Raw genomic sequence first — 13443 nt, forward strand, 5'->3', positions numbered from 1 at the left:
GGAATCTCCTCAGGCGGCGTTCTTGAGTTTCGGGTCCAGCGCGTCGCGCAGGCCGTCGCCCATCAGGTTGATTGCCAGCACGCTGAGCAAAATGGTCAGACCCGGCAGGCTCACGACCCACCAGGCGCGTTCGATGTAGTCACGGGCCGAAGCCAGCATGGTGCCCCACTCCGGCGTTGGCGGTTGCACGCCCAGGCCGAGGAAGCCCAGCGCGGCGGCATCGAGGATCGCCGAAGAGAAACTCAAGGTCGCCTGCACGATCAGCGGCGCCATGCAGTTGGGCAGCACGGTGATGAACATCAGGCGCGGCAGGCCGGCACCGGCGAGGCGGGCGGCGGTCACGTAGTCGCGGTTGAGTTCGCCCATCACCGCGGCGCGGGTCAGACGCACGTAGGACGGCAGCGACACGATGGCGATGGCGATCACGGTGTTGATCAGGCCAGGGCCGAGGATCGCGACAATGGCGACGGCCAGCAGCAGCGATGGCAGGGCCAGCATGATGTCCATCAGGCGCATGATGGTCGGGCCGAGCAGGCGCGGGAAGAACCCGGCGAACAGCCCGAGCAGGATGCCCGGAATCAGCGACATCACCACCGACGACAAACCGATCAGCAGCGACAGGCGCGAGCCTTGGATCAAGCGCGAGAGCAAGTCACGGCCGAGTTCGTCGGTGCCGAGCAGGAACTGGATCTGCCCGCCTTCCAGCCACGACGGCGGGGTCAGCAGGAAGTCGCGATATTGTTCGCTGGGGTTATGCGGCGCCACCCACGGGGCGAACAGCGCGCAGAACACGATCAGCAACATGAACAGCAGGCCGGCAACCGCGCCTTTGTTCTTGGAGAAGGCTTGCCAGAATTCTTTGTACGGCGACGGGTACAGCAGGCTCTGATCGACTGCTGACACTGGAGTAGGTGTGGTCATGGTCATGATCTCAGCGCTGGTGACGGATACGTGGGTTGACGAAGCCGTAGAGGATATCCACCACGAAATTCACCAGGATCACCAGGCAGGCGATCAGCAGGATGCCGTTTTGCACCACCGGGTAGTCCCGCGCGCCAATGGCTTCGATCAGCCATTTGCCGATGCCGGGCCACGAGAAGATGGTTTCGGTCAATACCGCACCGGCCAGCAGGGTGCCGACTTGCAGGCCGACCACGGTGAGCACCGGGATCAGCGCATTCCGCAGGCCATGCACGAACACCACACGCGCCGGCGACAGGCCTTTGGCCTTGGCGGTGCGGATGTAGTCTTCGCGCAACACTTCGAGCATCGACGAACGGGTCATCCGCGCAATCACCGCCAGCGGGATGGTGCCGAGCACGATGGCCGGCAGGATCAGGTGGTGCAGGGCGTCCCAGAACGCATCTGGCTCGTTGGCCAGCAGGGTGTCGATCAGCATGAAGCCGGTGCGCGGCTCGATGTCGTAGAGCAGGTCGATACGCCCGGAAACCGGGGTCCAGCCCAGGCTCACCGAGAAGAACATGATCAGGATCAGGCCCCACCAGAAGATCGGCATCGAATAGCCCGCGAGGGAGATGCCCATCACCCCATGGTCGAACAGCGATCCTCGCTTCAAGGCCGCGATCACCCCCGCCAACAGGCCCAGGATACCGGCGAACAACAGGGCGGCCATGGACAGCTCCAGGGTCGCCGGGAAGAGTGCGGTGAACTCGGTCCACACGCTGGTGCGCGTGCGCAGGGATTCGCCAAGGTCGCCTTGGGCCAGCTTGCCGATGTAGTCCAGGTACTGCGCATACAACGGCTTGTTAAGGCCAAGGCGTTCCATTGCCTGTGCGTGCATCTCGGGGTCGACCCGGCGTTCGCCCATCATGACTTCTACGGGGTCGCCTGGAATCATGCGGATCAACGCAAACGTCAGCAACGTGATGCCGAAGAAGGTGGGGATCAATAACCCCAATCGGCGGGCAATAAAACTAAACATCTTGTGGTGTACCTCAATCAGCCGGTTAGGCAGGTTCGACACCGTCAACGTCGACGGTGTCGAGCGTTCTTCTTATTTACTTCACCTGGGTGGTGGCGAAGTTATTGGTCGTCAGTGGGCTTTGGGTATAACCCTCGACGTTTTTGCGCATGGCGGTGAACATTTTCGGATAAGCCATGGGGATCCACGGTTGATCCTTGCCAAAGACGTCCAGTGCTTGTTCATAGAGTGCAGCGCGCTGGGTGGGTTCAGCGATGGCGCGCGCCTTGTCGATCAGGTCCTGAAATTCTTTATTACACCAACGGGCGTAGTTTTCGCCGTTCTTGGCCGCATCGCAACTCAGGTTCGGGGTGAGGAAGTTGTCCGGGTCACCGTTATCGCCGGCCCAGCCTGCAGAGACCATGTCGTGCTCGCCCGCTTTGGCGCGTTTGAGCATCTCGCCCCACTCCATCACCTTGATGTTGACCTTCAGGCCGATCTGGGCCAGGTCCGCTTGCATGCGCTGGGCGCCGAGCATCGGGTTGGGGTTGGTCGGGCCGCCGCCGTTACGGGTGAACAGGGTGAACTCGGTGCCCTCCGGCACGCCGGCTTCCTTGAGCAGGGCGCGGGCCTTGTCGAGGTCGCGTGGCGGGTTTTTCAACGTGTTGTTGAAACCCAGCAAAGTCGGCGGATACGGACCGGTGCCGACAACTGCGTTGCCTTTGCCGTACAGGGCCTCAGTGTAGCCGGCCTTGTCGAACGCGATGTTGATCGCGTGACGCACCCGCGCGTCGCTCATGTATTTGTGGGTGGTGTTCAAGGCAGTGTAGCTGGTGGTCATGGCCGCCAGTTCATCGACTTTCAGGTTCGGGTCTTTCTTGATGCTCGGGATGTCGTCGGGCTTCGGATACAGCGCGATCTGGCATTCGTTGGCCTTGAGCTTCTGCAGGCGCACGTTGTTGTCGGTGGTGATCGCCAGGATCAGCGGGTCGGCCGGCGGCTTGCCGCGGAAGTAGTCCGGGTTGGCCTTGAAACGCACCTGGGCGTCCTTGGCGTAGCGGGTGAAGATGAACGGGCCGGTGCCGACCGGCTTGGCGTTGAGGTCATCGGTCTTGCCGGACTTGAGCAACTGGTCGGCGTATTCGGCCGAGTGAATCGACGAAAACGCCATGGCCAGGTCGGCCAGGAACGGTGCTTCCGGACGGGTCAGGGTGAAGACCACGGTGTGATCGTCGGTCTTCTCGACGCTCTTGAGCAGTTCCTTGAAGCCCATGCTTTCGAAGTACGGGTAGCCCACGTTGGACTTGGTGTGCCACGGGTGTTTCGGGTCCAGCTGGCGCTGGAAGCTCCAAAGCACGTCGTCGGCGTTCAGGTTGCGCGTGGGTTTGAAGTAGTCGGTGGTGTGGAACTTGATGTCGTCACGCAGGTGGAAGGTGTAGGTCAGGCCATCGGCGCTGATTTCCGGCAGGGCCTTGGCCAGCGCCGGGATCACTTCGGTGGTGCCGGGCTTGAAGTCCACCAGGCGGTTGAACAGGGTTTCGGCGGCGGCGTCGGCGGTGACGGCCGTGGTGTACAGGACCGGATCGAAACCTTCCGGGCTGGCTTCGGTGCAGACCACCAGCGGTTTGGCCGAAATGCCGACCGCCACGCTCAACAGCGCAGCGGCAATGGCAGCTTGTAACGGGAGCATGTTCATTCGGAGCCCTCTGCAATCGATGGGACCAGACGAGCATAGAGGGCGGGCTCGTCCTGAGCCCGCCGTCTACCTGGCGCTGATTAAAGGATGTTGAACGGGATGGTGGTGACCAAACGGAACTCTTTGATGCTGCCGTCGGACTGGAACTCACTGCCACGGTGCTCAACGTAGGTCGCACGAATGGCCGTGGCTTTGAGTGGGCCGCTCTGGATTGCGTAAGAGGCGCCTACACCGTATTCCTGGTGTTTTTCGCCGTCTTGGCTCTGGATGCCGTCATAGGCGAACTTGGCCCGACCACCGTTGCCGGTGTAGTGGGTGCCGTCGATGCCCCAGCCGCGCGCCGAGTAAGCGTTGAACTTCAGGCCTGGCACGCCGTATTCGGCCATGTTGATGGCGTAGGCGATCTGGAAGGACTTTTCGTTCGGGCCGTTGAAGTCCGAGGTCAGGGAGTTGGCCAGGTAGATGCCGTTGGTTTCGTGCAGGTAGTCGAAGTACTCGTTACCGTTCACTTCCTGGTACGCGAAGGTCAGACTGTGCGCCTGGTGGGTCAGGCCGAGCGACAGCGAGTAGGTGTCGTTGTCGATTTCGCCCATCAACTTTTTGCCTTCGTCGACGGTCTTGTAGTAGTTCAGGCCGGTGGTCAGGCCCAATACCGAGCTGTCGCCCAGTTCATGGGTCGCGCCGAAGTAGTACTGGTTCCAGAAGTCTTTGACGTTGGCGGCGAAGATGCTGGTTTTCAGGCTTTTCAGCGGTTGGTAGTTCAGGCCCAGGGTCGACACCTTGTCGGTTTCAGCGCCGTTGCCGTATTCACTGCGGAATTTCGACAGGCTCTGTTCGGTACGTGGCGAAACGCGGTCGAACACGCCGCCCTGGAACGACAGGTTACTGAACTCTTCGCTGTTGAAACTCACCCCTTCGAAGCTCGAAGGCAGCGCACGGTTGCCGATGGTATCGACGATGCCGCTGCTGAAGTTCTGGCGACCGGCGGTCAGGGTGGTGTTGGAGACGCGGAACTGCACGTTGGCCAGGCCCAGTTTGCTCCACTGGTCGACTGCATCGCCGTTGGAGTCGGCCAGGGTACGGTTGGAGCCGCCCTTGATGTCACGCTTGCTGCGGTCCAGGACCAGTGCGTTGTAGACCGCCAATTCGGTCTTGACGCCCACGGTACCCTGGGTGAAACCCGAGCTGGCGTTGAGGATGGTGCCCTGTACCCAGTTGGTACGATTGCGGTCGGTGCGGGTTTCGCCGTGCTTCTTGTACTCGAAGGTGCCCCCACGGTACTTGCTTTCATGGGAGTACCAGTTACGCGTGGTGCCGCCCAGGCTGAAGTCCTCGATAAAACCCTTGGCTTCGCTTTGAGCGCTGGTGCCGGCCAGTGTGGTGGGAACGAAGTCCTGGCTCTGGGTTTCCGCGTAAGCGGTCGCCGTGATGCTGCTGATGGCCAGGGCCAGAAGCGCTTTGCTGCTCAGTTTCATGGGTGAAGCTCCTTTGGTTCTCTTTTTTTATGCCGGTCTTTTAGGTGATCCGGCTATTGGTGTGTAACTCGTTCAAGCATTTGCAAACGTTTGCTGTAGGAAATTTCCCAACAGAAGGCTGCAAGTTTGCCGGAGAGTGTTATCCACTCCCCGCAATCCGGTTATTTTCTTATGGGGTGATACTGACGCCCGAGAACACGTTGCGGCCGAAGGGGCTCACTTGGAAACCTTCGACTTTGGCGCTTAACGGCTGGTTGACCGTCGAGTGGGCGACTGGCGTGATCGGCACCTGCGCTTTGAGCAGTTGCTGTGCCTGTTTGTACAGAACAGTCCGTTGTTCGCGGTCGGTGACGACCTTGGCTTGCTTGATCAGCTTGTCGTATGCCGGGTCGCACCACATGGAGTAGTTGTTCCCGCCGATGGCGTCGCAGCTGTAGAGGGTGCCCAACCAGTTGTCCGGGTCGCCGTTGTCGCCGGTCCAGCCGATCAGACTGATATCGTGCTCACCGTTCTTGGTGCGCTTGATGTACTCGCCCCACTCGTAGCTGACGATCTTGACCTTGAGGCCGATCTTGGCCCAGTCGTTCTGCAGCATCTCGGCCATCAGCTTGGCGTTGGGGTTGTACGGCCGTTGTACCGGCATCGCCCACAGGGTGATCTCGGTGCCTTCCTTCACGCCGGCGGCCTTGAGCAGTTCCTTGGCTTTTTCCGGGTTGTAGGCGGCGTCTTTGATGCTGTCGTCGTAAGACCACTGCGTCGGTGGCATGGCGTTGACCGCCAGTTGCCCCGCGCCCTGGTACACGGCGTTGAGGATGCTTTGCTTGTTCACCGCCATGTCCAGCGCCTGGCGCACTTCGAGCTGGTCGAACGGTTTGTGGCGCACGTTGTAGGCGATGTAGCCGAGGTTGAAACCTGGTTTGGTCAGCAGTTGCAGCTTGGGGTCGGCCTTGAGAGCGTCGACATCCGCCGGACGCGGATGCAGGGTGATCTGACATTCGCCGGCCTTGAGCTTTTGCACCCGCACCGACGCGTCGGTGTTGATGGCGAAGATCAACTGGTCGAGTTTGACCCGGCTCGGGTCCCAGTACTGTTTGTTGCCGGCGTAACGGATCTGCGAGTCTTTCTGGTAGCGCTGGAAGACGAACGGGCCAGTGCCGATCGGCTTCTGGTTGATGTCGCTGGGCTTGCCCTGCTTGAGCAACTGCTCGGCGTATTCGGCCGACAGAATGGAGGCAAAGCTCATGGCGATATTTTGCACGAACGCCGCGTCGACCGTGTTCAGTGTCATCACCACGGTGTGCGGGTCGGTTTTCTCGACCTTGGCGATGTTCTTGTTCAGGCTCATCCCGTTGAAGTACGGAAACTCGGTGGGGTAGGCCTTGCGAAATGGATGGTCGGGGTCAAGCATGCGGTTGAAAGTGAACAACACGTCGTCGGCGTTGAAGTCCCGCGTGGGCTTGAACTCTTTATTGCTGTGGAATTTCACCCCTTCGCGCAGGTGGAAGGTGTAGGTCAGGCCATCTGGCGAAATATCCCACTTGGTTGCCAGCCCCGGTACGACGCTGGTCGCGCCCTTTTCAAACTCAACCAGGCGGTTGTACAGCGGCTCGGCCGCATCGTTGTCGGTGGCGGTGGTGTACTGCGCGGTGTCAAAGCCCGCCGGGCTGCCTTCAGAGCAAAACACCAGGCTCTTTTTTTCGGCGGCGTGGCCCATCGTGGCCACAGCCAGCAGGCTGGTGCCAAAAATTGCGGATAGAACGGTGGTATGGCGCATGACGATCCCGATCCTTGTTTGTAGTTGTCATCAGCGAGCAATCCCCCCGGCATACGGCCAGGGGGACATCACTGATTCCACGCACAGCAAGTGCCCATCAGATTGGAGCCTCTGCTGTCCTACGACGTTAGGGGTCGAGGACTTCGCAGTAAATGCGCAAAATCTGACTGACCTTGTAGGCAACGGAGCCGCGAATCGAAGTTCATTGCCGTAGGACGGCAGCGAGCGCGAATGTGGTCTGTTTCCTACTGGCCTGGCGGATGCAATAACGGCGACGTTATGAAACGTCGCCGCCATCGTTCCTTACTTGCCGCTCACGCTCACGCCGTAGAACGAGTTCAGGCCAAACGGGCTGATCTTGAAGTCCTGTACGGTGTTGCGCATGGGTTGATACACCGTCGAGTGCGCGATAGGTGTCATCGGGACTGCATCTTTGAGGATGTGTTGCGCCTGCTTATACAGCTCGGTGCGTTTGGCCACATCCGAGGTGGCCTTGGCTTCTTTCACGATGCCGTCGAATTTCTTGTCGCACCATTTGGAGAAGTTGTTACCGGACAGCGAGTCGCAGCCGAACAGCACGTTCAGCCAGTTGTCCGGGTCCCCATTGTCGCCGCTCCAGCCAATGATCATGGCCTGGTTCTCGCCGCCTTTGGAACGCTTGATGTACTCGCCCCATTCGTAGCTGACGATGTTGACCTTCAGGCCGATCTGTTTCCAGTCGTTCTGCAGCATCTCGGCCATCAGCTTGGCGTTCGGGTTGTACGGACGCTGGACCGGCATGGCCCACAGGGTGATCTCGGTGCCGTCCTTGATCCCGGCTTCCTTGAGCAGTTCCTTGGCTTTGGCCACGTCGTGCGGGGCATCTTTGATGGTGGTGTCGTAGGACCACTGGGTCGGCGGCATGGCGTTGACCGCCAATTGGCCCGCGCCCTGGTACACCGAGTCGATGATCTGCTGCTTGTTCACCGCCATGTCCAGCGCCTGGCGCACGCGCAGGTCGGACAGCGGGTTAGGCGCGGTCTGGCCCTTGAGCACCGGCATGACGTTGTAGGCGATGTAGCCCAGGTTGAAACCGGCCTGGTTCGGCAGTTTCAAGTCCTTGTCGTCGCCCAGTGCCTTGAGGTCGGCCGGACGGGGGAACAGGGTGATCTGGCATTCGTTTTTCTTGAGCTTCTGGATACGCACCGACGGGTCGGTGGTGATGGCGAAGATCAGGTTGTCGATCTTCACGTCTTCAGGTTTCCAGTAGTCCTTGTTGCCGGTGTAACGAATGTTCGAGTCTTTCTGGTAGCTCTTGAACACGAACGGGCCGGTGCCGACAGGTTTCTGGTTGATGTCCTGCGGCGTGCCGTTTTTCAGCAGTTGCGCGGCGTACTCGGCCGACTGGATCGACGCGAAGCTCATCGCCAGGTTCTGGATGAAGGCGGCGTCCACGGTGCCAAGGGTGAACTTGACGGTGTGGGCATCGACTTTCTCGATGTTCTTGATGTTGGTGTCCATCCCCATGTCCGTGAAGTACGGGAACTCGGTGGGGTAGGCCTTACGGAACGGATCGTCTTTGTTGATCATCCGGTTGAAGGTGAACAGTACGTCGTCGGCCGAGAACTCGCGAGTGGGCTTGAAGTACGGGGTGGTGTGGAACTTGACGCCTTCGCGCAGGTGGAAGGTGTACGTCAGGCCATCCGGGGACACGTCCCAGCTGGTGGCCAGGCCAGGAACGACGGCGGTGCCGCCACGTTCGAACTGGCTCAGACGGTTGAACATGGTTTCGGCCGAAGCATCGAAGTCTGTTCCGGTGGTGTACTGGCCTGGATCAAAACCGGCCGGGCTCCCTTCGGAGCAGAACACCAGGTTAGTCGCCGCTTGGGCGAAAGGCGCTGCGGCCATAAGGCCAGCGCTAACAAGTAACGGAATGACTGCGTGTTTAAGCATGTTGGCCTCATGATTTGTTGTCATTTTTGGTAGTGAGGGCGACCTCGTGAGTCGGCCTGCGGATACTTATGCAGGGGCCATACCCATTGCAAGATGCTGAACGGTTGCAAGGATGAAAGAGTGGTACGAACGTACAAGAATGTCGCAAATATGAAAGTTTCGACATAAATGCGTACATTTGGAGGGCTTTTTCGGTGCCGCATGAGCACCAAAAAGACCCAATCGAGGCGTGTTATGCACTCGATTGGGGCGTTGCTGTTACTTATCGAGACTCACGCCGTAGAACGGCGTCAGGCCAAAGGGGCTGATTTTGAAGTCCCGCACTTCCTTGCGAAGTGGCTGGAAAACCGTCGAGTTCGCAATAGGCGTTATAGGTGCTTGTTCTTTAAGTATTTTTTGTGCCTGCTGATACCACTTGATACGCTGCTCGCGGTCGCTGCTGACCTTGGCCTGTTGCACCAGCTTGTCGTAGGCCGGGTTACACCATTTGGCGTAGTTGCTGCCCTTCACCGCGGCACAGCTGTAGAGCACGCCGAGCCAGTTATCCGGGTCGCCGTTGTCGCCGGTCCAGCCGTAAATCATCGCATCGTGCTCGCCATTCTTGGCGCGCTTGATGTATTCGCCCCACTCATAGCTGACGATGTTGGCCTTGATGCCGATGTTGGCCCAATCCTGTTGGATCATTTGTGCCGACATTCGCGCATTCGGATTGGACGCGCGTTGTACGGTCATCGCCCACAAGTTGATGGTCGTACCGGGTGCAACCCCTGCTTCTTTTAGTAGCGCCCGCGCTTTGGCCGGGTCGAACGGGGCATCCTTGATCGTCGGGTCATAAGACCACTGCGCCGGAGGCAAGGCGTTCTGCGCCAGTTGTCCGGCGCTCTGGTACACGGCCTTGATGATCGCCGGTTTATCGATGGCCATGTCCAGGGCCTGGCGCACCTTGAGTTGATCCAGCGGCGGATGCGTCACGTTGTAGGCCAGAAAACCCAGGTTGAACCCTGCTTGCTGCAACACGCGCAGGTTGGGGTCTTGTTTCATCACCTCGATGTCGGCAGGGCGCGGGTAACCGCTGACCTGGCATTCGCCGGCCTTGAGTTTCTGCAGGCGCGACGCGGCGTCCGGGGTGATCGCGAACACCAGGTTGTCGAGCTTCACATCCTCGGGTTTCCAATACTGTTTATTGGCGACGTAGCGAATCTGCGAGTCCTTTTGGTAACGCTTGAACACAAAAGGCCCGGTGCCCACCGGTTTTTGGTTGATGTCTGCGGCGTTGCCGGTCTTCAGCAGTTGCGCGGCGTACTCGGCCGATTGCACTGAGGCGAAACTCATCGCCAGGTTCTGTACGAACGAGGCATCGACGTTGTTCAGGCTGAAGCGCACGGTGTGCTCGTCCAGTTTGTCGACGCTTTTGATCGTGGTGTTCAAACCCATGTCGGTGAAATACGGCGACTCGGACGGGTAGGCCTTGCGAAACGGGCTGTCGGCATCCAGCAGGCGGTTGAAGGTGAACAACACGTCATCGGCGTTGAAGTCGCGGGTGGGCGTGAAGAAATCGGTGGTGTGGAACTTGACGCCGTCACGCAGATGGAAGGTGTACGTCAGGCCGTCGTTGGAGACCTCCCAACGGGTCGCCAGCCCGGGTTCGACCTCGGTGCCGCCGCGCTTGAACTGGGTCAGGCGGTTGAACACGGTTTCGGCGGAGGCATCGAAATCGGTGCCGCTGGTGTACTGGCTGGGGTCGAAGCCGGCGGGGCTGGCTTCGGAGCAGTAGACCAGGGTGCTGGCCGCCTGGGCCATGGGCATAAAGGCCAGCAGGCCGGCAGCGAGGAGCAGCGGTTTGAAGATGGTTCTTTCCATGGAGACCCCTGAAGTGGCAGGCATATAAAGCTGCGCGCACGAAAAAACGGCGGTCACCGAGGTTACCGCCGTTACGTGTTATCAGAAAGTCGCCGGTGTTATTTCACCTCGACGATACTCGAGGCGGTCAGGGTGAAGGGGGCCTTTTTATTGATGGCGTAAGGATTTGCGTCTGGGTCCAGTTCATTGGATTCAGCAATCTCGAAGGTGCGTTGTGCGCTGACCTCCATATTGGGAATTTCAGCCGCATCTTTATCCAGATCGAGTAATGTCATTTTCGCGTCAAATTGAACCTTGGCCGTATTTGTTTCTGGATCGTAGGTGATGATGTAATGGGTGTCCTTGCCTTTGAAGCCGACATGCTCTTGCAGTTGGTTCATTTTTAACTCGACCGATGTGGGAGCGACACTGCCCTGATGAGCCACTTCAGATATGCGCGAGCGTAGGAGCGGGTCGGGGATGGCCTCTTCGAACTGCTTGAGTCGCTGGCGCAGCGTTTCACCATCCGCGCTGCCTGAGGCATCCAGCTCCACGGTCGTATAACCGTCTGGTTGTTTTATCCTTACGCTGTAATGGTCGCGGTTCAAGTCCTTCAGGAAGTTTGGCGAGTAGGGCGTTGTACTGTACTCATTAGGCTGCGACTTTTCGCTGGAATAAACTTCGAAGTTGTCTTCGTCGACGGTCCAGGAAATATTGAGTTTACGTTTAAGTACGTCCCCTTCTTTATAATTGCTGACGGATTGTTGGTAGGTGGTGTCGTTGTTGTAGTTAAAGACTTCGTCAAACTTATCGGCACCACTTGTCTTGGGATCGCCCAACGCTTCGAATCCATCCGAAAGTTTTGGCGGTATCTTGGCAGCCTCTGTGGGAGGGGACGAAGGGGCGCGATTCCAAGGCCAGCCGCCTTGGCCTCTGGCGGTGGACCACTGTCCGTCACCGTTGGCATATACGGTCAATACAGGCTTCCTGGTATTGGGGTCAATGATCTGGACATAGTTATCACTGAGTTTGAAATCACTTCTGATCTCATACACTTTTTGCAAACCCGTATCGTCGGCATAGCGGATGAACCAGCGTTTTTCGTCGGTGGCCTGATAAATGCCTTTGGTGTTGGGCACTGCGTTCTCAATGAGTTTCTCGCCATTGGGCAGCGCATATTTGCTGATGTCCCCCGACTGGCTGGGGCGCAACCGGTTGATTGGCGGAATTCCATTCTGAGCGTCGTCGCTCGGCGGTAACTGTGGGTGACCCGCATCGCCTTTGTTTTTCCAGACGCCCGCCTCATCAGGCTTGGCAATAATGCCGCTATTGGCCAGCTTGGACGGATCTTCTGGGTGCTGAACACGCAGTATGTAATGCGCCCCATCCCCGGCGTCCGGCGTATTGCTGGCGAAGTATTTTCTCCCGTTAAACTCCACCTCTTGCATACCCGGAAAGGAGGCTGACGGAGGCGGCGCTGGATTTACGTTTACTTCAGGCGCGCCTCCCATTGAAACGGGAGCTTGATTTGCGGTAGATGGAAGTTCGGGGGCCCGCACCAACTCAAAATCGCTTGTCGCTGCGTTGTATCGCCAGTTGTAATTCAGGCCGATAGCCGCGGTGCCGGTATTTTCGCCCAGCCCGGCTTCTATCCCGATCGGTGTAAGTTCATGTGCAAGTTGCAGGCTGGATATAACCGCCGCGGCATTGCCGCCAACGCGATCCTGCGCCGTCATGCCATAGATGCCGTCATGTATGCCGAAGGCAATAATACCTACGTTGCCCAGGACGGGAACGTAGCCGAAGGTATTGCCCCAAAAATCTTTCGCACCCTTCCAACCTTGTTGTGAGGAGCCAAATACTTGGGTTTGGTCACTCCATACCGCATTCTTGGCATTTAAGTCTTGGTAGCTGGTAGCAATGCTGTCATTGAGGTTGCCATATTTCAAATGATAGTCGCTACCTCGTGATCGCGTGTAATTAAATACCTCGCGAACTGGTATGGCTTGATCCTTGACGAGGTTTTGATAGCCTGGGTAGTTGGCGTGATTACCCTCAATCAAGTTATCGAGTACTTCCCCCGCCTTGGGCCAATGTGCATCTATGCCGCCTTGTCTGTCGCGGGCATTGAAACTTTTTTGCAAGTTGTCACGATTGCTTTTAGCCCAGTTGGCGAAATCATCATCGCCTTTTATTTCGTGGGCGGCACCGTTCTTCAAGTCGACCATCACACCCTTGTTGGGTCTGTGCTCATAATTGCCGTCGTAGGGCGTGTAAGGAATAAATGCATACCCCGCCATTGGGTAGCCGTAAATGTTGGGGACGATGACTTGTCCATTTTGCTCAAGCGTGCGCTTGATGGCGGTTTGAGCTTCGGGGCTTAACAGTTTAAAACTTTCACTGTCGTTGGACAGGCTCTGCAAGGTTCCCTTCAATACATAGGCGTCCGCTTTTCCGGAGCGTTTTGCCAGGATGCCGGAAGCGTCCCGCATCGAGCTGGCTATTTCATTTTCCCAATGATCTTGGAGTGTCTGGCCGACGGATTCCAGATTATTGATTTTACCCCGGTCGCTTGACGCGATTTCCATTTCTTGGAAGTTGATCGGGCCGCCACGTTGGACTTTATCGTGCGCAAGAGAGCCCGCAGCAATTTCCCACGCAAAGTAAGTGCGCTTTTGAGTGTTGGTCAATGTCTCGGGTTTCCCCTTGCCTGTATAAGAGCTGAACGTCACCGTGAACTTTTCGTGCGGGTCGTAGCCGGCGGATAATAAACCACCACTAAAGTATCCTGCGGGTTCCATAAACT

At 58.2% G+C, this 13443-nt stretch carries 8 protein-coding genes; all 8 read right to left on the minus strand.

Going from position 1 to position 13443, the window contains the following annotated elements; translation table 11 throughout:
• Positions 1 to 9: 9 nt before the first annotated feature.
• The 8 genes from ACP7E3_RS08345 to ACP7E3_RS08380 all read right to left on the minus strand — a co-directional run bounded on the left by ACP7E3_RS08345 (position 10) and on the right by ACP7E3_RS08380 (position 13438).
• A complete protein-coding gene (locus tag ACP7E3_RS08345) occupies positions 10 to 921 on the minus strand; it encodes an ABC transporter permease subunit (RefSeq protein ID WP_026139829.1) in 912 nt (303 codons plus the stop codon).
• A 10-nt stretch (positions 922 to 931) separates the two neighbouring features.
• The gene (locus ACP7E3_RS08350) at positions 932 to 1942 is read right to left on the minus strand and encodes an ABC transporter permease subunit (RefSeq protein WP_046384710.1); all 1011 of its coding nucleotides are present in this window, start codon (positions 1940 to 1942) and stop codon (positions 932 to 934) included.
• Positions 1943 to 2018: 76 nt separating this feature from the next.
• Positions 2019 to 3617 carry an ABC transporter substrate-binding protein gene (locus ACP7E3_RS08355; protein ID WP_079442851.1) on the minus strand — a complete coding sequence of 533 codons (1599 nt, stop codon included), beginning with the start codon at positions 3615 to 3617 and terminating at the stop codon, positions 2019 to 2021.
• Positions 3618 to 3697: 80 nt separating this feature from the next.
• Positions 3698 to 5092 carry an OprD family outer membrane porin gene (locus tag ACP7E3_RS08360; RefSeq protein WP_057004239.1) on the minus strand — a complete coding sequence of 465 codons (1395 nt, stop codon included), beginning with the start codon at positions 5090 to 5092 and terminating at the stop codon, positions 3698 to 3700.
• A 169-nt stretch (positions 5093 to 5261) separates the two neighbouring features.
• Positions 5262 to 6806, minus strand: a complete 1545-nt coding sequence (locus ACP7E3_RS08365) for an ABC transporter substrate-binding protein (protein WP_371928142.1) — start codon at positions 6804 to 6806, stop codon at positions 5262 to 5264.
• 363 nt (positions 6807 to 7169) lie between these two features.
• Entirely contained in the window at positions 7170 to 8798 is a 1629-nt protein-coding gene (locus tag ACP7E3_RS08370; protein ID WP_057004240.1) for an ABC transporter substrate-binding protein, read from the minus strand.
• A 258-nt stretch (positions 8799 to 9056) separates the two neighbouring features.
• Positions 9057 to 10658, minus strand: coding sequence for an ABC transporter substrate-binding protein (locus tag ACP7E3_RS08375; RefSeq protein ID WP_426122834.1), 1602 nt, complete (start codon positions 10656 to 10658; stop codon positions 9057 to 9059).
• Between the two features lie 98 nt (positions 10659 to 10756).
• A complete protein-coding gene (locus ACP7E3_RS08380; RefSeq protein ID WP_126585821.1) occupies positions 10757 to 13438 on the minus strand; it encodes a hypothetical protein in 2682 nt (893 codons plus the stop codon).
• Positions 13439 to 13443 lie beyond the last annotated feature (5 nt).

This window comes from Pseudomonas sp. PSPC2-3 (genome assembly GCF_049898265.1).
GTDB classification, from domain to species: Bacteria; Pseudomonadota; Gammaproteobacteria; order Pseudomonadales; family Pseudomonadaceae; genus Aquipseudomonas; species Aquipseudomonas veronii.